Consider the following 21,432-nt stretch of genomic DNA (forward strand, 5'->3'; position numbering starts at 1 on the left):
TTGATGTACTTTAATTATAAAAAGCCTTTTAAGAACCTTTATAGTTAGAAAGGTTATAATTTTCGTTCAGCCAATTGAGCATTCCGATTAGATGTGTTTTTAGTTTTTGTGCTGTCGCAAACTCTACATCTGTAGATTTTTTTCTGAGGCTTTCTGCCGATATAAACGGTGCTTGCGGTGTAGAAAAATGGGAAGCAAAAAAAGTAAACTGGTCTCCAATATTCTCTTTAGCCAAAAGTCCCTTTTCAACGAACAAACGGATAAATAGCCCAAGTTGAGCTACAGATAAAAATATTTTTAAACGATGGGTCGATTTAGAAAACTGCTCATCCTGGCTAACAACTCTACGTAAATTGATTAGTTGCTTAAGATGTCGTTCTTTATTAGCAAGGAAAGTTTTAAAATGATCATAAGTTGAGGCATGACAAGGATACATTTTTATTGTACTTCCAGCCAATCCATTAAACCTATCCTGTTCTGCAATAATGGTTAACAGTTGATCGTGCAGATTTGGGATATCTTTGAGCTTAGAATTTAGCTCGTTGCTGTAGAAATCAAAAAAAATCCTAGAGTTAAATTCATTTATAAATAATATATCGATCAGGTCTGAAGTATCTGCTAAGTCAAGATTAGCAATTTGTCTGCTTAGGTTCCAGGTATAGTCTATCTCATATTGATTGATTTCTTTTTTGTTTATAAATAGAAAAAATTCCCTTTCAATCAGATCATATAATTTTTTTTCTATGGGAGAACGTTTTAAGATGTTTAAACTATTTTTGATAATTGTTTTAATTTCCATTTTCAAACCTGAATAATGGTAACGCGTAAGGGGCATTTTTGATCCTACTTTTGGTTCGGATTGTGCTACCGCTGCAATTGTTTTCTCTAAAGCATTAAGTATATTCAAATAAATTAACCTTAACTCCGATGATGTTTTCTTGTGCTTACTTGCTGATGTTAAACAGAAAAGGTACCCGTAAATTGTATTGCTTAGGTTTACCAATAACCTAAGGTGTACAGCAGTATGCCTTCGTGATAATACTGTTCCATTAAAAGCCCATTCTGTGTAATTTTTCAGCTGATTTAAAAAACCATTTTCTAATTTTACAAGGTCTTCTTTGTTGATTTCATTTTTAATTAATGTTTTGGGATGTAAGACTTCATCCACCCATTGTGAGATTTTAAATTTCAAATTCATAGTACAGGGTTTTAGATGTTAATTTCTCCCAAGTTGAAAAGCTCAACTATATAAAAAAAGTGTATTAGGTGACATGCGAAAAGTGTCATATTTGCCCATAATACATGTTATTGGTCATTTTAACCCAGTATTTACCTGACACTATTTATTGTTTTTTTTCTGAAACAGTATACTTACATTAGCATTATGATGTAAAAGAAATTACAAACGAAAATATATTAGCGACAGCTATTTAACCTTGGTACAAGAAACCGACTAAACTTCAAAAAGACACAAGGGAGATGAATGGACTGATCAATCACATCATCGCGTGGCGGTTAGCTCTTCCTGTGGATAGGTTCTAAGTCGGGCCTCTTGTACGGATACGTCTAATTGCACACGCTTTTTTAAATTATGGACGACGATATAAATTTTATATACCTACCAATAAGTGGACTTGAAGTAAGTGAGTACTTCAAGGAAAAATCCAAGCAAATGGGTTTTTATACAATTAAAGAAATAACTGATTTGGGATGGGGAAAAGTTCTGAAAATGGAGAACTTTTGTTACGACTGGTTCAATGAGTTAGTTAGGCTACTAAAGAGCAAAGGTTTATTAGATCTTCTTGAAACAAAATAGCTATAAATCCTAATGTCCATACTTTAAGTTGATCCTTGAAGTTTGTATCAATAAAATTTATAAGTAGAACTAGCGAAAACCGTATTCTTTTTACGATCCTTTCAGGAACATCATTTTTAGGCCCAAATATATTTCTCATATATTGAGGAGATGGTTTTTTTGTACGCGCAGTTCTAATGTGCCTTTCTGTAAAGGTGTAGAGGTTAGATTTAAACTTGGTTTTTATTACATGCGATTCAAGCATAATCCTAATCAGAAAGAAAAGTTCCTCTAGTGTTGCATTGATCTCAAAATAAAAGTTAGGAATTACACCATTCTTTGTGTTTTGGTAATTGGGAAAATGAACAGCTCTCATCCGTTCAATAGTTTCCAATTCTCTCCTAATAGAGCCACTTATTGACTCGCCAATTGGCATTACATCTTTATTATACCCATGTTTACATTCAGGTCGAATATTCTCAATTGTTTTCAGTAAAGCAAGAAGTTCTAGCTCCTGATCTTCATAAGGCATATTTTGAGACGCAACCTTTGCTGAATATTCTAGCATGAACTCATAAAATGCAAGCGGGTTGAAATCATATCCTATAAGCAACTTTATGATTTTTAAAGTATTATCTCCTTCCTTTGGCAAATTGATAAGTGAACTCAGTTCGTTCGCAAGGTTGACCATATAATTAAATTGATGCCAATCTTTTATCTTTGGGTTACTGGTGTCATAAAGAAGCCCTAGGTAATCTGTGATAATTTCAATAAGGCTATAGTCAACATTATTTTGCTGTAAATTCCAAATGATCAAGTTACTTTGGTTTCGTGCTGCTTCATTGGTATATATTTTCCAAAGTGAAATATCAGCAGTCAGGTCAAAGTATTCTGAATGAATATTTTGTAAGTAATCTAAAATTTCGATTGTTTCTGGCCCAATTTCCCTAAACAGTTTTATATTTTTCAGCAAAGAAGCACAATCTGTCGTTTCATTCTTTTTGAATAAAGCAAAAATATCGTTGGAAAATGTAGTCAAATTCTTTTGCAGGCCCTTTATGAAGATAGAGAGCTTATCGGATGTATCTTGTTCTTCTATTTGCTCTTCAAGGCTTTCTCGAAAAGTGCTCCAATTCGTTCTGAATATTGTTGCGTGGTTTTCATCAATGCCTTTTGCAAAATTGAGATTTTTAAGTTCACCTAAAATTTCGGTAAAACTTTTTAGTTGTGAGATTAATTTTTGCAAAACAGTTTCCTTTCACAGTGTTTTCTTAAGCGTTAGACATCTGTACCAAACCAGACAATGTAGACCAGCCTTAAATATTTGGTATGACATTGTTATTGTATTAGTAAATATCACAAAAATGTGGAAAAATTGAAAATTTATTTTTGTCAGGTAAAATCATCCTTTAAGGCACTATAAAGCCACATATTTTTACAGTATGACACTTTTGAAAAAAGATTGTGTCAGGTATTTTTTCAATTAAATGTTTGTTAATTGCCAAATAATTAACGATCATTTAACATGGATGCTCTAATAACGAAACTAGAATCGCTTAATTCGGCCACAAAAAGTACTGTAGATCTGCTAAAGACACTCTTCATCAAAACAGAGTTTAAAAAGGGATGGATGTTTGGGAATGGCACCTGGCAATCTGTGCCAATGCTATATTATATTTCAAGTGGGCTGGTTAGAGGATCAGTTGAATTTAAAGAGGACAGTTATACACTTTGGATGCTTGAAAATGGCTTTTTAATCCCAAGCAATGGCTTCCTTTCGCAAAAAGGTACATCCGAAACCATCGAGTTTTTGAAACCTACACAAGCTTACGTATTAAATCTTATGAGGGCAGAAAAGCTGGCTAAGGAAGATCTAAATCTCTATAAGATGCTTTTAGAAATTTATGAAGGAAATCTTTTAGATGGCCGTAAAAGAGAATTAATGTTACGCATTCCCAATGCGAAGAACCGGTTAGAATATTTTAAAAAGAATAACCCTGAATTGGAAAAGGTAATGACTGATGAACACTTAGCACAAATGCTCAGAATTGATAAAAAGTATTACTATAGCGTTAAAAAGGCGCGCTAAAAAGATTTCAAATTTTCTATTCTTTTTTTTATCAGCGTCCTGATTTGAAGTAAATATTCAAATAACTGTTAATATAATGGAGGTTTGCCAGATGGTATCCTCCATTTCTGCATAGAACCGATCAAAGCAAATTAACCTGTAGCCAAAATCACACAACTGTTGATTTTTCTCAACGAATTACACAACATTTGGCAAACCAAGCTTATAAAACCGTAATTATTTGTTAATATTGACGGAATTTCATAATCCGGATCTCATCCAGATTATAGTATAATAAGCAAACTTATCCGTAAATTAACTGAATATGGCACAAGCTGTACCTTTAAGTGACGATGAATTGTTGCTGGCATTCCAGCAAGGAGAGCTACGCGCTTATGAGCTGATATACGAGCGGTACTGGCAGCAGCTTTACCGGCATGCAAGGGGGTTGCTCGGTAACGACCAGGGAGCCGAAGATGTGGTGCAAGAAGTATTTACCACGCTTTGGATTAAAGGAAGGGATGCTGGAATAAATCCCCCATTGGGTGCTTTTTTATATAAAGCCACGCGTAACCGTGTACTTGACCTGATCAAGCATTTTAAAATAGAGGCTAAATACCTATCACAGGTAACCGAGCTATTTGACCAGCCTTCGCCATTGCCTGATGGTTACCTGATGGAAAAGGAACTGGCCGATAGGATTGAAGCAGAAATCCAGCATTTGCCAAAAAAAATGCGGGAGGTATTCGTAAAAAGCCGTAAGGAACACAAAACCCATCAACAAATCTCAGAAGAACTCAGCATCTCAGCTAAAACAGTAAAAAGACAGGTTAGCAACGCGTTAATCATCCTAAAAAATAAGCTTAGCAGTTTGCTGTTCAATTTATTTTAATTTTTTTATTTAAATCTGCATCCTGGTGTAGAGCTAATCGTTATCCACATAATAATCCCCATTAGGATTATTGCTATACATGGATAAATTAGACAAAAGAACCCAGCAACTACTTGATAAATACCATCAGGGCAAATGCAGCCCTGAAGAAATGCAACAGCTAGTGCAAGTGTATCATTTCGCTTCTTTATCAGCTGATCCTGGAGATATCAACAACGAGGCGCTTTTAGAGACAGGCAAAAGGATTTGGTCAAAGCTCCCAGCTGCGCAGTTACTGAAACCTCAGCTCCGCAGAACAGTACGATTAAAACAATGGGCGGCAGCAGCCGCTGCGATAGCAGCAATTGTATTTGGCATCTGGTTTTTTACCGGTAGGCCAATCGTAAACCGTAATTCGCAAATCGTACATCAAAAAGATATAAAGCCCGGCAAAAACACTGCCACTCTAACCTTGTCTAGTGGCAAAACCATCAACCTGAGCGACACCAAGACCGGGGTGGTAATTGATGCTTCAAACCTGAGATACGATGATGGTAGTCTGGTTAATACTACATCTACCACCCCGCCCGTTGGGCACTCCTCCTTAGCAGGCGGGGAGTTGCAGGGTGCCGATCGTTCAGGTGCAAATTGGTATGATGCAGGTAGGCGCTTTGCAGGTAGGCTCTCTGCAAGCTCTCCTCCTTTTGAAGGAGGAGTACCCGAAGGGGGAGGTGGTAAAATGCAAAACTTTACTTTAAGCACGCCCCGCGGGGGAACCTACCAGGTAAAATTACCTGATGGATCAAAGGTATGGCTTAACGCAGCATCCAGTTTAACTTATACCGCACCACTAAATAGAGCCGGTGTGCGTAAGGCTACTTTAACCGGTGAAGCTTATTTTCAGATTGCAAAAAACAAAGCCCATCCATTTATTGTAGAAACTGGTAAACAGCAGGTTGAAGTGCTGGGTACCCACTTCAATATCAATAGCTATGCAGATGAACCCGCTATTACCACAACACTGGAAGAAGGCTCAATCAAGGTGAACAGCGATGGTTTCGCCAAAATTTTAAAGCCAGGTCAGCAATCTACCGCAACCGCTAATAACATTACGGTGAAATCCGTTAATGTGAAAAATGTAATTGCCTGGAAAGATGGGGATTTTCTTTTTGAAGAGGAATCTTTGGGTAGCATTATGCGTAAAGTATCAAGATGGTATGATGTAGAGGTTGTGTTTCAGAATGTTGATCAGCATGAACTATATGGCGGTGGGGTGTCGAGGTATGATAACATCTCAAAAGTACTAGAGAATTTAGAATTAACAGGGGGCTTACATTTTAAAATTGAAAGGAGGACGATAATCGTTATGAAATAGATTTACCATATTATGCCTAAGTCAAACCATTTTGTTAAACCATCCTTTACTTTACCAGTAAAGAATCAGATCCCGGCAAACCGGAACCTGATTAAAATGTTTTGATCGATCATCCCAAGGGAATTATTTAATGTTTAACCCGACAGCCTGAAAATTTTCGACGATCTGAAGGCTGTCGCAACTCGACCAAACCCAAATTTATGAAATTTATTCATCTATTTAGATGCAATATTCCATATGTCGCATCTAAAAACATGTTGCGTATTATGAAATTAATTATTGTCATCATGACAACCCTATTGATGCAGGTAAGTGCATCCACCTCTGCGCAACTAGTCACACTTAAAGGGACCAATATCCCTCTCAAACAGGCTTTTGAAGAAATCCGTAAACAAACAGGGTACATTGTGCTCTATAAATTGGAGTTAATCAAAAAAGCAAAACCAATTGTGCTTAATCTCTATAATGTACCGCTTGAAGAGGCCGTTAAAAATATGCTGGCTGGTCAAGATCTAGACTTTTCGATCAGAAATAAATCGGTAATTATCAGAAAAAAAGAAGATTCCTACTTAGAGAAAATAATCAACAGTTTCAGCAACATAGACGTTCGCGGCACTGTAGTGGATTCAGAGGGATCCCCCCTACCAGGAGCAACAATCAAAGTAAAAGGAACTACAAATAGCATAATTACTAATGCAAAAGGTGAGTTTTACCTGCAAAACGTAGATGACAAGGCTTTGCTGGTAATTAGCTACCTTGGCTATGAAAGTAAAGAAATACCTGCCGCTAAAGAATTGGGCAATATACAGCTTACTATAGCAACTGGTGAATTAGATGAGGTTAACGTAATTGTTAGTACGGGTTACCAAACCTTACCCAAAGAAAGAGCAACAGGTTCATTCGTACAGATTGATAACAATTTACTTAATAGATCAGTAAGTACAGATATCATTTCAAGGTTAGCTGATGTTGTACCAGGCTTGACTTTCAATACAGTTGGAACGAACTTTAACAATCAGACACAGATTAGTATTCGTGGTCAAAGCACAATTTCATCACGTACTGATCCGTTAATTGTCATCGACAACTTCCCGTATGAAGGTGATATCAAAAACATTAATCCAAATGACGTTGAATCAATTACCATTCTTAAAGATGCAGCGGCTGCATCGATATGGGGATCAAAAGCTGGAAATGGCGTAATTGTAATAACTACCAAAAGAGGACGATTTAATGGGGTTCCAAAAGTGTCTTTAAACTCTAATTTCACAGTTGGCAATAAACCCGATTTGTATTACTTACCAAGTATAAGTCCATCAACTTATATAGATATTGAAAAGGAACTTTTTGCTAAGGGTTTTTATGCTAGCCGCGAGGCTTCTGATAATAAAACCTCATTGACCCCTGTTGTAGAACTACTAATTGCCAAACGCGATGGCAAAATATCTGAAAGTTTGGCAGACGCTAAAATTGAATCGCTAAAGGATTTTGATGTCCGCAATGATTATGAGCGTTATCTTTATCGGCAAAACGTCAATCAACAATATTCATTAAACCTCAATGGGGGTAGCCAATATCAGCGTTATTTTATTTCAGCTGGATTTGACAAGAATTTGGCAGCATTAAAGGGGAATGATTTTGGCCGTATTACATTAAATGCAAATAATACATTTAGCTTACTTAAAAACCAGCTGTCCATAACTTCCCAAATTTATTATACTGAATCCAGTAGTAACCAGAACAATAACCAAGGATTAAATACAACAGCATATAATAAGCTATATCCCTATGCAAGATTAGCTGATAATAGTGGTAATCCTCTTCCTATTGCTTTTGACTACCGTGAAAGCTTCACTGATAATATTGGTAGTAAGGGATTACTGAATTGGGAATACAAACCCTTAGATGAACTAGAATTTGCAAATAACAAAACAAAAGTATCTGATTACCGCATAAATAGTAACATAAGTTATAAAATCGTTCCAGAATTGACTTTAGGTTTATATTACCAATATGGAAGAAATATTAGTTCAGGAAGAAATAATCAATCAGAAAACACCTATTACGCTAGAGACCTAATTAACTCATATACAATTGCAAATGTTGATGGTTCACTAACTAGACCAATACCTTTAGGTGGCATCCTTGATGTAAATAATATGGATGTAACCAGCCATAATGTTCGTGCTCAAGCAAACTATGATAAAAACTGGGGCATGCAGCATGTCTTAACTGCGATATTGGGTACTGAGTTATCTGATAAACACATCCTAACAAATTCCTATCGTTTTTATGGTTATGATGATGAACATGCATCCAGTTTACCAGTGAATTATACTAGCAACTTTACTTCATTTGTTAATCCATCAATTGCATACTTGAAAATTCCCAACAGAGACGGCCTGTCTGACATTAGTGATCGTTTCTTATCTTACTATGCAAACGCTTCGTACACATATAATAATAAGTACACAATTTCGGCTAGTGGACGTATAGACAGAAGCAATCTATTTGGAGTTAATACAAACCAAAAAGGTGTTCCACTTTATTCTGCTGGACTTAGTTGGGATTTTGCCAGTGAAGATTTTTATAAAGCAAGTTGGTTACCATACTTAAAATTAAAATTGACTTATGGATATAACGGAAATATCAACAAGAATTTGTCGGCTTATACAACAGCCAATTATTTTGGCGATAACTCATATAGATTACCTTATGCAATCATTCAAAACCCGCCTAATTCTGAGTTACGTTGGGAGCGTGTGCAAGTCACTAACATTGGGATTGATTTTGGCACAAAAAATGACGTTCTGAAAGGAACATTAGAGTATTTTCTTAAACGAGGCATAGATTTGATTGGAAATACTCCTTATGCGCCTCAAACTGGTATCAGCACATTTACTGGTAATACGGCAAATACGAAGGGTCAGGGTATTGATGTTAATATTAGCACTAAAAACATCAACAGGAAAATTAAATGGAATACTGACTTTCTGTTTAGTTATATAGATGATAAAGTTACCCGCTATTTAGCAAAAAGTACAAATATCTATAACTATTTAAACTCTTACAGCAATGTGCCTACAGAAGGCAGACCTCTTTTTGCAATTTATAGCTTTCGATCAGTGGGCCTAAATGCATCAACTGGAGATCCACAAGGGTATCTAAATGGTGAAGCAAGTACCGATTATTCGGGAATAATTGCAGCCGCAACATCAGAGAATTTGGTTTATCATGGTCCCGCGCGCCCGACTATCTATGGAGCAGTCCGTAATACTTTTCGGTATAAATCCTTTTCAATTTCAGCCAACATTAGTTATCGTTTTGGGTATTATGTTAGAAGAGAATCCATAAATTTTGATAACATCCTTAATGGAAATGGTGGCCATTCAGATTATTATCTCCGGTGGCAAAAACCCGGTGATGAGTCTTCCACTCAAATTCCATCCCTACCTGTTTCAACTAACGCTAATCGGAATACTTTTTTCGCCTATTCATCAACTCTTGTTGAAAAGGGAGATCAAATACGCTTTCAGGATGTCAATATCAGTTATGATTTGTTTAAAGATGTATTGCCAAAGTTGCCTTTTTCACATGTACAGCTTTATATCTATGCGAATAATCTTGGAATTATATGGAAAGCGGCAAAATCAAATTTAGATCCAGATTTTCAAACACGTTATTCCTTACCACCTGTTAGAACGTATGCGGCAGGCATTAAAATAGATTTTTAATTTTTATTCAGAAGATTATGAAAAGAAAAATATTAATTTTTACTTGTTTAGTCATGATTATAGTGGGTCTACAATCATGTAAAAAGGATTTTCTTGAAAAAAAACCAAATAAGGCATTACTTATTCCTACTACCTTGGCGGATTTCCAGGCACTACTAGATTATCCTGATGTTATGAATATGGTTACTGGATTAAGTAATATAGCTAGCGATGACTTTTATAGAATTGATGCCAATCTGCTAACACTTGAAGCGCCAGAACGCAATAGTTACTTATGGAATGTTGATATTTTTGAAGGTTCCTCGACTAAGGACTGGAATACTCCTTACCAGGCTATCTTTTATTCAAATGTCATTTTAGATGGGTTAAAAAAGTTAGACCGAAATGCTGCTAACATTCAAGAATTTGATAGAATAGAAGGAAGTGCTTTGTTTTTCAGAGCTTTGGCCTTATATCATTTAGCACAATTATTTGTTGAACAATATGATGAAAAAACAGCATCATCAGAATTGGGATTACCTATCCGATTAACTTCCGATGTAAATATTATTTCAGGCCGAGGTACCTTACAGCAAACTTATGATAGAATTTTGCAGGATTTTCAAGAAGCAGCATTACTTCTTCCTGAAAAAGGTTCGGCTCCTAATCGCCCCAACAAGTCAGCTGTTTTTGGTTATCTTTCTAGGGTTTTTTTAGTAATGGGAAATTATGTCAAGGCTTCTCAATTCGCTACATCTTATCTCCAAATCAATAGAGAATTAATAGATTACAATACACTTAATGCAAGTGCGGCCCGTCCAATGCCTAATGCAAATATTAATTCCAATGTTGAAGTCCCACTTGTAATCTCTTTAAATGGTTATTCCTATAGTTCTTCAACCACAACTTACGTAAACCCGGTATTATATAATTTATATTCCGATAACGATTTGCGTAAAACATGTTTTTTTGCAAATCGCGGAAATGGAAATTTTAGTTTTAAGGGTAGTTACCTTGCTTCGGCTACATCTTTTGGAGGACCTGCAACCGATGAAATGTATCTAACCAGAGCGGAATGTTTTGCCAGAGATAATAAATTAACGGAAGCGATGGATGATCTTAATACGTTGATGAAAAAACGATGGAAGAATACGGTTGCTTTTCCTGAGTTTAAAGCAACAGAGTTGAAAGAAGGCGTAAAGATTATATTAGCTGAAAGAAGAAAAGGATTATTAAACAGAGGTATTCGTTGGGTAGATTTGAGGCGTTTAAATAAGGACCCAAATTATGCCGTTACTTTAAAGAGAACACTAAATTCTTCGAATTATATATTAGAACCAAATAGTAAAAGATATACTTTCCCTATTCCAAATGATGAGATAAATTCTAGCGGAATTGAACAGAACCCACGCTAAGAAATTAATAGTCAAAATTGTTAAAAAGATCAATGCAGTTGTAAAAACGAACTAATAATCACTATATTTTTTATGAAGGTAACCAACTATAAAAGTCGTCATAACCTATTACACTTTCGTGAAATAATTAAGCACTTATTCTTCTGCCTAGTTATAATGCTGAATGGAAGTCTTGGCATATTTGCACAAGAAAACAAAGCCATTGATATAACAACTAAAGGTATACAGATTAGCCAACAGGTTCCAGATATAATCATTACCAACATTCATAACTACAAGACAAAAACGGCAAAGATTTCAGATTTCAAAGACAAACTGCTCATTATTGACTTTTGGGCCACCTGGTGCAGTCCCTGTGTGGCCATGATCCCCAAAATGGACAGCTTGCAAAAGGCTTTTGGCAATAAGATTCAGTTCCTTTCTGCAACCTATCAAAGTGAGAAAGAAGCTCTACCTTTCCTACATAAGTTTGAAAAGCAACAAAAAAAGCATTATGACCTGCCTGTCGTGTTTGGAGATAAAGAACTGCATAAGTTGTTTCCTCACACAACTTTGCCACATTATGTTTGGGTTGACCAAAATGGAGAAGTCAAAGCCATCACAGAAGGAAAAGAAGTCACAGAAGATAATATAAGAAAGATGGTTTCAGGTAGTGCTGAAATGACTAAAAAAAGTGATTTTAAAATTGCTTATGATAAAAATAAGCCTTTCCTAATTAATGGTAATGGTGGTGACGGAACTGGTTTACTTTACCACTCCACTCTAACTAGGTACATAGAAGGCTTGGAACTAGCCGGAGATTTCACATTGGATAGCCTAAATGGACGAAAGATATCCATTAGAAATGCAAATTTAGCTTGGCTATATCAAGTAGCATTTTCTGAAAAGGGAGCAGTATTCAACGAAATGAATACAGTAATGGAGGTTGATGATGTTTCAAAATTAACATCATCGTTGAGTGGCAAGGCTTATCGTGATTGGTTAAAAGCCGGCAATGGCTTTTGTTACGAACTTATTGTTCCAATGTCAAATATGAGGGAAAGTAATAAAATTATGCAACAAGATCTCTCTAGGTATTTCAGGCAATATTCTGCCTCTATTGAAAATAGAGATGAAAACTGCCTTATACTAAAACGAACTTCCAGTATAGACAAGATAAAAAGCAAAGGTGGGAAAGCGAACATCGACTTAGATCGGTTTGGGTATCATCTAAATAATATAACAATCGGAAACCTCTTCTACAGATTGAACTTTACTCAAAGAACTCCACTTTTTTTAATTGATGAAACAGGCTACAATGGAAAAGTAGATTTAACAATTCTTGCAAGTTTACCTGATATTTCTGGTGTAAATAAAGAACTTGAAAAATACGACCTAAAAATAGAGGAAGCAAAGAGAAAAAGAAATATTTTAGTTATCAAAGACAACCTTTAAGCTATTTAAAAACTAATGGCTGCTAACTAATAAATTCAATAGAAATGATGGAAAACTTTAAGGTAATAGAAACAAAGAGATGGAAAAGATAAATTTATACCCACTTTCATAATACAGGTGAGCAAAAAATTATCGGAGGTTTGCCATCTGGCAAACCTCCATTTTTGCATGAAACCGATCATAGAAAAACATCTTTATTAATTTACCCTATGTGAAATAATTTCAATAACATTGTCAACATCTCGAATGTGGCCATCCCCCCGAACAGGGCAATGCTGCCCTAATAGCTTCCCTTATACTGAATATATACTCCTACGATTTTGAAAAACACACTTTTTGTTAAGTCTATTAAAGCAAAATGAATTAAAATGGAGAGTAATAGAATAAATCTGAAAGAAGTTAAACTATCATCCATAAGTATATCCGTCTGGAAAAAGATCTTACAAATAAAATTAACAATTTCTCGCCAGTTTTATTAAACCTCCATTAACACAGGATGATCGCTATTTTTGTTTCTTTTCACACCAAATCAAGGTTAGATTCCTCACATTAAACCCGTTTGAAATATTCCTAAGGTTTTCTTTTTTGCCTATAGTTTTATAGTCAATCGTCATCTAATTTTACATATCAGCTAATCAAATATGAAAAAGGAAGATGTTTTAAAAGTCGCTGCCATACTCATTGCCTGCCTGCTTGCTTATGCAGCTATAAGTAAATTGGTAGATTATGAAAAGTCAAGTTGGGAAATGAGAAACCAGGTATTTCCAATTTGGGTAGCTTCCATACTTACGTGGTTGATACCGGCAGTTGAGTTGGCACTGGCGGTTCTACTAATTATCCAAATTACAAGAAAAAAAGCCCTATGGGCATCTTTGATTCTTTTGTCATTATTTACAGTTTATATTGGAGTAGTAATGACAGGTGTTTTTGGCAGAGTACCTTGTAGCTGCGGTGGTATTTTAAAAAACATGAGCTACGGAACACATCTAATTTTTAATCTCTTTTTTGTATTACTCGCCTCATTGGGTCTTGCTGTTGACAACGGTTGGACAGGATATAACAGATTGTTAAACCTCAAAAAAAGAAAGGACTCCATACAAAGCAGTGTTTAGATCATACCGCAGAACCAGGGTTTTATCTGCAAAATGAAAAACTTAATAAATCATCCCGAAGACCTGAAGCCCAAGCGGTCCGAAAGAAAGAATCTATTGCACTAAAAATAAGGGTGTAATAACAATAATTTCAATTATGGAAAAATTTAAAAATGCGCTTAAAAGCGTGAATAAATTCGGAATATTAGCAATCGCACTTGTAGCGTTTGCAACAATGGCTTTCACACCTGCAAAAAATTTAGCAGTGAAAAAATGGGGTTATAATCCTTCTACCTCTCAATGGGTAGAAATCACGGGTTTAGAACAATCAGACAGAGAAAACACCAGAGATTACAAATGTACCTCAAGTTTAAACAATTGTTCGGCTGAATTTGATGCGTCCCAAAATCCTAATATCGATGCAAGTTCTCCACAAAATATAGTTCCAGGAACTTTTGCATTTGAATAATTAAAAAAAGTCAAAGCCAAATATAAAAAGTATATGGCTTTGACTTTAAATTATTTATTCTCTGGTATTTTGCTCAATTCCACTACCATCTATTTCATTTTGAGGTATTGGGAATGTATATTTTAAGCTTTGTGGTAAAATTATTATAGTTTGATTATTTAATTGTCTAACTAAAGTCTTTGCATACAAACTGTTTTGATTTAATTTCCTCAAATCCGTCCACCTTGTTCCCCTGCTAATTAATTCTTTTCTTCTCTCCATAAAAATAATTTCTAATGCTTGTTTTTGGGTAGAAGCAGTGTAAGAGATATACTTACCAGCTTTCCATCTTGTTTTCAAAAGTAGATTTAAGTCATCCATTGATCCGTTTAAATCGTTTTCCCACGCCTTACTCTCCGCTCTTATAAGATACATTTCATCTGTAGCCAAACCAGAAAATAAGTAGGCAGTGTTTGTATAAGTGCCTTTAAATGTGATATTTCCATTACCATAATCACGCAAAAAAATTAGACTTCTGAGGTCATCAACATGGTAGCTTTTTATTATCTCCGGATTAACATTCAACGATAAAGAAAATACGAAAGAGTACCCTTCCATAAATCTCTTATGGATAATTTCAACATTATTTGATGCTATTGGTCTTGGTCTAGTGGGAATTAAAGTGTTAAAATCCATTAACTCAGGAGATTGTTTAATGCAATAATCTGAGGCTTCTAATGATTGTTTATGGTTTCCAATTGAGTTATATATTCTTGCCAATAACGCCTTAACTGCAATTTTCCCCGGCCTTGTTAAAATAGCCTGTTTTAATGGGACAAGATTAAATGCTTCATTTAGATCAGCTATAATTTTTTGATAGCAACCGTGTAAATTTCCGCGGCCTGGCCGTTCGTTGACATCTGAACTAAGTTTCAAAGGTATTCCTAAAGTATTTGATGCATCCACTTCATTATAGGGCTGAGCAAATTGTTGGGCTAATTCATAAAACGCAAAAGCCCTTACGAATAATGCACTACCTCTAATTATATTATATTCACTTCTATTTGTGTTATTATTTTCAATTTTTTTTAGGCCATCCAGAACTACGTTTGCATAAAAAACCTGTCGATAAGCTAAATTCCAATCGAAAGATGGTTCACCCTCAAATATATCACTATTCCAGGTATATGAATTTCTCTCAGCTGGTGAATCAAAGGATATCAGAGTTTGGTAAGATAATTCATAGTCATCAGCTGAAATTGCATGTAACCCAATACCTGTATTTATAACATTATCATTATCAAGTAGCGCCTGCATATCCGCTAACGTAGTAGGAATTAATAATTTTTGATCAGGTTTTATCTCTAAAAAGTCCTTTTTGCATGAAATTAAATTCATTATTAGCAGAAGGATTAATATTAAATATATCTTTTTCATAATTTATATTTTAAAAATCAACTTTTAGTCCCACAGCTAAAGTGAATGGAGTGTTGCCAAATTGGTTTTCTGGATCTTTCACTCTATCGGTTGCTTTCCAGATGATACCGAGATTGGTAGCATACAAATAGATTAAGGCAGAATTAAATGGATATCGATTTTTTTTTGATTTTAACAAGTTGTAATCCAGACGCAAGTCTTGAAACCTGATGTTGTCCGCCTTTTCAACAAGAATTGTTGAAAAGGTATAAAGTGCATCACGATTGCCATTACTTCCAAGAGGAATTGATGGAATATTTGTAGTAGTTTCATCTCCGGGGTTTTTCCACCTTAATGCGTAGTCATTGCTATTTGAGTTTAAACCATAGGTGTTTCCATATCCTACTGAACTTCTTCTGAAATAATGTCCAAACTTAAAACCAATATTAAAACTCAATGAGAAATCTTTGATAGAAAAGGTGTTGCGTAAAGCGCCAAAGGTTGTTGGCCTTAATGAGCCACTGAAAATCATGCTTTCAGTAGTTGTTCCATTTAATATGGCCAAATAATCATTGCTAATTTCTCCATTTAAAAACCCTTGTGGATCACCGGTTTCTGGATTTAATCCAGCCCAACTATAACTATATAACGAAAATAATGGTCTTCCAGATAAAGGTAAAAAGCTTCCCGAACGTATATAATTATTTGCAGAAGAAGTCAATGCATAGCCTTTAACCTTTTCATTTAAGTGACTATAGAAGAAATCGGTACTCCATTTAATAAATCCAATTGTATTTTTGGTTGACAAATTTAGGTCAATTCCATTTGTTACCGTTGAGGCTACATTTCCCCTAAATAAACTAATGCCGGATGACGGCGGAAATGGGGTGTCACCAATAAGGTCTACACCTTTTTTATTGTAGTACTCAAGGCTACCACTTATGCGATTGCCTTTGCTTGAAAAGTCAACCCCCATATTGAATATCTTAATTCTTTCCCACCTCAATTCCGGATTTGGCGGATTAATAATAGTTGCATATGGTAATTGATACAGGTTAACACCGGAAATTGAAGCAGTAGTATAAGCTGATACAGACTTGTTTACACTTCCATTATATCCGTAAGTTGCCCTGATTTTAAGTAACGGAATTAATTCACTAGAGTAAAAACTTTCATTATTTATATTCCAGCCAACTCCTGCCGACCAAAGTGGAACTCCTTTTTGGTTTGTTTTTACTCCGAAGAGATTACTCTGATCAATGCGGCCACTAGCTGAAATAGTATATCTTCGGTCGTATGAATATGAGGCATTTGCATAATAGGATCGAAAACGGTCATTAAATATGCCAGTATTATCAATATTAGGAATCTGCGCTTTTCTTGAACTATCGTAATAAAATGGAAAGGTGTTAGTTACATAATTTACCACGCTATTGTTTGCGTGTTCAATATCATATCCATAATATCTATAAGTTCTACTGTCTGTTCTGGTATCACGTATCTCATAACCTCCTATTGCATTAATCTCGTGAATAGTATTGAAGGCTTTGGAATAATCAATCTGACCTCTTAGTGAATGATTTATTGAACTTTGTTCGTTCATATCTAAAATTCCACCAAGAGGTATCGGTCGTATAATATTACTTCCGGTAATTTGGGTGTAACGATTAATCAAATCTCTTGTGAAATAGCTGTCTTGGCTTCTGAAATTTCTTCCTGTGGCTGAAATATCTGTGTACTGATAAAGAATTGAAGCTGACAAACCCTGTAAAATGTTATACTTAAGGGCTGTACTTAACCTTATGTTTCTCCGTTTGGTGGTATTATCTGCAATATTTATTTCATCAAGCGGTGCATAATTCCAATCTAGCAAACCACTTTGGCTCGCTGAACTTATAAAAGAAGTATTGAAGTTTTTGACTAAAGGTAAAGCATTACCATGTTCGTCTGATAATTGAGCATAAGGATAGATGTAACTTCCAGCTGTAGTACCGTTAATGATATCGCTAGGACCACCGTTATTATTTTTGGTGTTGTTATAAATAAAGTTCAAGGAATTATTAATTTCCAATTTGTTGTTAAAAAGATTAATGATATTACCTGCACTAATTGATGCTCTATTATAGTCGTTATGCTGTAAGTTTTCTTTGTTTCTGTCCAATCCCCCTGATACAAAAAAGGAATTATTTTTACCACCACCTCTCAAATTGAGTGAATATTGCTGATAAACACTTTTTTGATATATGTATTTATCTAGATCCTTTCGTATATCATTTTGTTTTAGCGCTTCTATTTCTGCATCAATTTGTGTTCCTAATGAGGGATTATTGCGTTTTTGCAAAAGAAGTTCTACAACGGGTGTTAATGGTTGATATCCTGTTGTGATAGTGGTGTTATAATAACCCTCACTAAAAAGACGCTTTTCAATATTAATGTAATCTGATGATAAAATCGTATTCCTAGCATATAAATCTGGAATAGCACCGATAGTAACATTTGAATTAAATGATATTTTTACTGGACTGTTCAGTTTACCTTTTTTGCTCGTAATCACAATCACACCATTACCGGCCCTTGCCCCCCAAATAGACGCTGCTGCTGCATCCTTCAATACCGTGATGCTTTCCACATCATTTGGATTAATATCTTGAAGATTACCATCAAAGGGAAAGTTGTCAATAACAATAAGGGGGTCGGCATTGCCAAAAATCGTGCTCTGCCCTCTGATACTAAGTTGGCTATTGCCTGTCTTATTAAAAGAAAGTCCTGGGACTACATCTCTTAAGCGGTCAATTATGTTTGTACTAACACTTCTATCTATTAGTTTATTGTCAATCTGAACAAAAGAACCTGTTGCTCTTTCCTTAGGCAAAACCTGATAACCAGTTGATACTACGACCTCCTGTAATGCATTTTCAGCCGGTACAAGTTCAATTAGAAGATGGGTTTTAAGAGGATGTATTATTTGTTGGGGCTGGAACCCAATGAAAGAAACGTTTATCGTATCACCCGAACGAACATTCAAAAAAAAATTTCCATTATTATTACTAATGGCAACTCTGTTGGTTCCTTTTATTTGAATAGATGCTCCGGGAATAGGGTTTTTATCTACAGATGATATAATTGTTCCCTCAATGGGTGTTTGCGCCGACACATTCCCTATAAAAACGTGCAATATTAAAATGAATATATATTTTTTCATTATTAAAGTTCTTAGATCAATTAGTTGGTTGATTTTTGTTTATCTTCTATAATGAGTACATCCGTGATATAATCGTCCACTTCGAACTTTAAGTCATATTTGGAAAGACTTTTGTTTAAAGCCGTTAAATCGGAAATTTTTGCGTCAATCTTTAAATCAACTGTACTGTCGTAATTGGTACCATCAACAATTGGATAAGGTGAGTTTTGCATATACAAAACTTCCAGTCGCATTGCTATAGTAGACAAGCGGCTGTTCTTTACATCAAAACCAAATGGAGAGAATTCAATACTAGGCTGCCCACCACGGCTTTTTATCTTATCTGAATTTGAAGTTCTTTTGAGTACCAGACATTTTACTTTTCTTTTTTCAGCTTTGGAAATGTATTCAGGAAAGAAATTGCTCAAATCATTTTTCATTATTTCAAACATCCTAGCGGAGAGGTTAGGAGGTACTATTAGCTCATAGCAGTATCCATTTCCTTTTCTTAACCAATCCATATACTCCATTCCATTCTTTTCACTTGATAGTGAATTTTTATCAGAAACATTCAAGATACATCTGCTTGGACTATAGTATTTGTCGTAACCGCCATAGGCCATTCTGAAAATTAGTACTAAGGGAATGTTACTTGCAATTATCTTTCCCTGAGAATTATTGTTTAATGATGTTCTGCTATAATTCGGGGAAATCCCTTCTGTAAATTTTGTCAATACCGAGTGATACAGCAAGTTTGAGCCATCGCCACCATTACCGTTAATTAAAAATGGTTTGGACCTGTCGTAAGCAATTTTGAAGTCGCTCTTCTTTGCTATCTCGGCATTGCCAGATAACATTTTAGAAATGTTTGCTATAGTAACTTCCTGACTTTCTGTTATTGCTTTAACCTTTCCGTCAGCACCAACCCACACATAGTGTGGTAAGGTGGTATGAGGGAATTGCTTGTGCAAATCCTTATCGGCCACAACTACAGGGACATTATAATGTCTTTTGTGTTGCTCTTCCAATTTGGCAAGAAATGGCATGGCTTCCTTTTCGATCTGGTAGGTAACAGAAAGGAACTGTATCTTATCGCCAAATTGCTTTTGTAGGCTGTCCATCTTTGGGATCATAGCAATACACGGACTGCACCAAGTTGCCCAAAAATCAATGATTAGAAGCTTTCCTTTGAAATCCGAAATCTTAGCAGAATTAGTTTTGTAATTATGGATACTAGTAATAGTAATATCTGGAACCTGCTGGCCAATCTGGATACCTTTGGTCGTAACATCAACTACTTTATTGTCTTGAGCCTTAGCATTGTAACCCCCTATGATAAGGGTAAATAGACAGATAAATATATATGTTTGCTTATTGGGGAATGGCAATACCATTCCCATACGATGTATATCGTTCATTTTTTTTATGATTTTTATAATTTGATTAAGGAGTTAGGTTGCTTAATTGAAAAAAGCAAACGGCAACGGTGAAAAAACTATTAATTATTAACTTCCTAAATTGTGTTGCCGTTTGCTCAAGACGATTGCCTATTCAGGATGGCAAATGACCAGGCTGATTAGAATAATGAACCTACTGGTAAGTATTTGTATGTTTCTCCTGCAGTGGTAGTGAAAGACAAGGTTGAAAAGCAACTCGCAAAGACTGTTTGGAATTAAAGCAATCGGGTGGACCGATTGTTTTTTAACATTTACAGCAAGGGTTGGATCAGCAATAAAATTGCTGACCCGTTTAGCCGTTCCTAATCTGACCTTCCTTTGCTGCGGTGTGTTTGTTGGATTACGCGTGAATAAAAAATGATGCCCGATTAACCGGACCCATGGTAAATTCCGGTAAGCCTCTGGTAAGGATTGTTTAAAGGTTGGGGGGCTGGCGTGTTTTTTGGTTGTGCAGTTCATTATTTCCCTTGTTTGAGTTAATTAACCGAGCGGTCCTTAAACGCCAAATATGGGTATGGCATCCTAAAACCCGCTATTAGTCCCTGCCAGGAAAATAACGAGCGGAGTGCCGATACCCATTTAAGGCCGCATTCCACTCTAACCATGCTACTAAACTTGGCAGGGACTATAAACATGGTAAAGTAGTATAACTAAAAATCAGCGTTCTAACTATGGTGGTTCGGGGCAAAAATGACCACGCAGGCACTTAATTGCCCTGAACAATGATTTTCGTATTTGTTCTGGCGGTTGGTTATTTAATTCGGCCAACAGTTCTATTGGCTTACCTATGAAAAAAACATCAAAAAACACCGCATAATCATTGCCATTAATTACATCGAAAAATGTTCCTTTGCGATATAAAGCTGTAATTGGTGTGTTCGAATTGGCAATTTCATCGCGTACTGACTGCTGCAATATTTTGAGCAAAAAAAGAAATAGCCGCCCATTACTAGGGTCGAATTGATCTATTGTATTTCGGGCTTTTTCCACAACCCTTTCAAAAACTGCAAACTTTATTTCGTTTACTTCAAACACGTCTGCAATTATTCCATACATGATTGGATTGTACTTATCCAATAATTGATTATTATCCGATAAAGCCGAGTTGGTTACTTCGTCTTTCATGTCAAGGTTTAAATTATTGTAGTTAAATTTTATTTGGTTCAGG

15 protein-coding genes are annotated in these 21,432 nt (G+C 35.5%); 8 read left to right on the plus strand and 7 right to left on the minus strand.

The genetic code is table 11. The features are described 5' to 3' along the window. Nucleotides 1-28: 28 nt before the first annotated feature. Together AY601_RS14430 and AY601_RS14435 are read right to left on the minus strand one after the other, a co-directional pair. Nucleotides 29-1,192, minus strand: coding sequence for a hypothetical protein (locus AY601_RS14430; RefSeq protein WP_157287936.1), 1,164 nt, complete (start codon nucleotides 1,190-1,192; stop codon nucleotides 29-31). A gap of 574 nt (nucleotides 1,193-1,766) precedes the next feature. Beyond that, on the minus strand, nucleotides 1,767-3,041 hold the full coding sequence (locus tag AY601_RS14435; protein WP_068402297.1) for a hypothetical protein: 1,275 nt from the start codon (nucleotides 3,039-3,041) through the stop codon (nucleotides 1,767-1,769). A 279-nt stretch (nucleotides 3,042-3,320) separates the two neighbouring features. Here AY601_RS14435 and AY601_RS14440 point away from each other — a divergent pair, with 279 nt between their 5' ends. The 8 genes from AY601_RS14440 to AY601_RS14475 all read left to right on the plus strand — a co-directional run bounded on the left by AY601_RS14440 (nucleotide 3,321) and on the right by AY601_RS14475 (nucleotide 14,231). Next, nucleotides 3,321-3,884: a hypothetical protein gene (locus AY601_RS14440; RefSeq protein ID WP_068402299.1), complete on the plus strand. Its 564-nt coding sequence runs from the start codon at nucleotides 3,321-3,323 to the stop codon at nucleotides 3,882-3,884. Nucleotides 3,885-4,188: 304 nt separating this feature from the next. Then, nucleotides 4,189-4,755, plus strand: a complete 567-nt coding sequence (locus AY601_RS14445) for an RNA polymerase sigma factor (protein ID WP_068402301.1) — start codon at nucleotides 4,189-4,191, stop codon at nucleotides 4,753-4,755. A gap of 79 nt (nucleotides 4,756-4,834) precedes the next feature. Further along, nucleotides 4,835-6,109 (plus strand): FecR family protein, encoded by a 1,275-nt coding sequence (locus tag AY601_RS14450; RefSeq protein WP_068402303.1) that lies wholly within the window; start codon nucleotides 4,835-4,837, stop codon nucleotides 6,107-6,109. 266 nt (nucleotides 6,110-6,375) lie between these two features. Continuing rightward, complete coding sequence (locus tag AY601_RS14455) at nucleotides 6,376-9,843, plus strand: SusC/RagA family TonB-linked outer membrane protein (RefSeq protein WP_198163533.1); 3,468 nt, start codon at nucleotides 6,376-6,378, stop codon at nucleotides 9,841-9,843. Nucleotides 9,844-9,860: 17 nt separating this feature from the next. Next, on the plus strand, nucleotides 9,861-11,237 hold the full coding sequence (locus AY601_RS14460) for a RagB/SusD family nutrient uptake outer membrane protein (protein WP_068402308.1): 1,377 nt from the start codon (nucleotides 9,861-9,863) through the stop codon (nucleotides 11,235-11,237). A gap of 72 nt (nucleotides 11,238-11,309) precedes the next feature. Continuing rightward, on the plus strand, nucleotides 11,310-12,671 hold the full coding sequence (locus AY601_RS14465) for a TlpA family protein disulfide reductase (RefSeq protein ID WP_084359288.1): 1,362 nt from the start codon (nucleotides 11,310-11,312) through the stop codon (nucleotides 12,669-12,671). Nucleotides 12,672-13,312: 641 nt separating this feature from the next. Continuing rightward, nucleotides 13,313-13,783, plus strand: coding sequence for a MauE/DoxX family redox-associated membrane protein (locus AY601_RS14470; protein WP_068402312.1), 471 nt, complete (start codon nucleotides 13,313-13,315; stop codon nucleotides 13,781-13,783). Between the two features lie 136 nt (nucleotides 13,784-13,919). Then, nucleotides 13,920-14,231 carry a hypothetical protein gene (locus tag AY601_RS14475; protein ID WP_068402314.1) on the plus strand — a complete coding sequence of 104 codons (312 nt, stop codon included), beginning with the start codon at nucleotides 13,920-13,922 and terminating at the stop codon, nucleotides 14,229-14,231. A gap of 54 nt (nucleotides 14,232-14,285) precedes the next feature. Here the strand turns inward: AY601_RS14475 and AY601_RS14480 are convergent, their stop codons facing one another. The 5 genes from AY601_RS14480 to AY601_RS14495 form a co-directional block, all read right to left on the minus strand. Next, nucleotides 14,286-15,647 carry a RagB/SusD family nutrient uptake outer membrane protein gene (locus tag AY601_RS14480; protein ID WP_068402316.1) on the minus strand — a complete coding sequence of 454 codons (1,362 nt, stop codon included), beginning with the start codon at nucleotides 15,645-15,647 and terminating at the stop codon, nucleotides 14,286-14,288. A gap of 10 nt (nucleotides 15,648-15,657) precedes the next feature. Further along, nucleotides 15,658-18,828: a SusC/RagA family TonB-linked outer membrane protein gene (locus tag AY601_RS14485; protein ID WP_068402318.1), complete on the minus strand. Its 3,171-nt coding sequence runs from the start codon at nucleotides 18,826-18,828 to the stop codon at nucleotides 15,658-15,660. A gap of 20 nt (nucleotides 18,829-18,848) precedes the next feature. Further along, a complete protein-coding gene (locus AY601_RS14490; protein WP_084359290.1) occupies nucleotides 18,849-20,225 on the minus strand; it encodes a TlpA family protein disulfide reductase in 1,377 nt (458 codons plus the stop codon). Between the two features lie 129 nt (nucleotides 20,226-20,354). Continuing rightward, nucleotides 20,355-20,723, minus strand: coding sequence for a hypothetical protein (locus AY601_RS25740; RefSeq protein WP_157287938.1), 369 nt, complete (start codon nucleotides 20,721-20,723; stop codon nucleotides 20,355-20,357). Between the two features lie 210 nt (nucleotides 20,724-20,933). Then, on the minus strand, nucleotides 20,934-21,389 hold the full coding sequence (locus AY601_RS14495; protein WP_068402322.1) for a hypothetical protein: 456 nt from the start codon (nucleotides 21,387-21,389) through the stop codon (nucleotides 20,934-20,936). Nucleotides 21,390-21,432 lie beyond the last annotated feature (43 nt).

The organism is Pedobacter cryoconitis, from assembly GCF_001590605.1.
In the GTDB taxonomy this organism is placed as follows: Bacteria; Bacteroidota; Bacteroidia; order Sphingobacteriales; family Sphingobacteriaceae; genus Pedobacter; species Pedobacter cryoconitis_A.

Bases quoted from the DNA above. Each gene is read 5' to 3' on its own strand.
- AY601_RS14480 (WP_068402316.1), bottom strand. From the start codon at position 15,647: ATGAAAAAGATATATTTAATATTAATCCTTCTGCTAATAATGAATTTA.
- AY601_RS14455 (WP_198163533.1), top strand. From the start codon at position 6,376: ATGAAATTAATTATTGTCATCATGACAACCCTATTGATGCAGGTAAGT.
- AY601_RS14470 (WP_068402312.1), top strand. From the start codon at position 13,313: ATGAAAAAGGAAGATGTTTTAAAAGTCGCTGCCATACTCATTGCCTGC.
- AY601_RS14445 (WP_068402301.1), top strand. From the start codon at position 4,189: ATGGCACAAGCTGTACCTTTAAGTGACGATGAATTGTTGCTGGCATTC.
- AY601_RS14440 (WP_068402299.1), top strand. From the start codon at position 3,321: ATGGATGCTCTAATAACGAAACTAGAATCGCTTAATTCGGCCACAAAA.
- AY601_RS14450 (WP_068402303.1), top strand. From the start codon at position 4,835: ATGGATAAATTAGACAAAAGAACCCAGCAACTACTTGATAAATACCAT.
- AY601_RS14475 (WP_068402314.1), top strand. From the start codon at position 13,920: ATGGAAAAATTTAAAAATGCGCTTAAAAGCGTGAATAAATTCGGAATA.
- AY601_RS14490 (WP_084359290.1), bottom strand. From the start codon at position 20,225: ATGAACGATATACATCGTATGGGAATGGTATTGCCATTCCCCAATAAG.
- AY601_RS25740 (WP_157287938.1), bottom strand. From the start codon at position 20,723: ATGAACTGCACAACCAAAAAACACGCCAGCCCCCCAACCTTTAAACAA.
- AY601_RS14460 (WP_068402308.1), top strand. From the start codon at position 9,861: ATGAAAAGAAAAATATTAATTTTTACTTGTTTAGTCATGATTATAGTG.
- AY601_RS14465 (WP_084359288.1), top strand. From the start codon at position 11,310: ATGAAGGTAACCAACTATAAAAGTCGTCATAACCTATTACACTTTCGT.
- AY601_RS14485 (WP_068402318.1), bottom strand. From the start codon at position 18,828: ATGAAAAAATATATATTCATTTTAATATTGCACGTTTTTATAGGGAAT.
- AY601_RS14495 (WP_068402322.1), bottom strand. From the start codon at position 21,389: ATGAAAGACGAAGTAACCAACTCGGCTTTATCGGATAATAATCAATTA.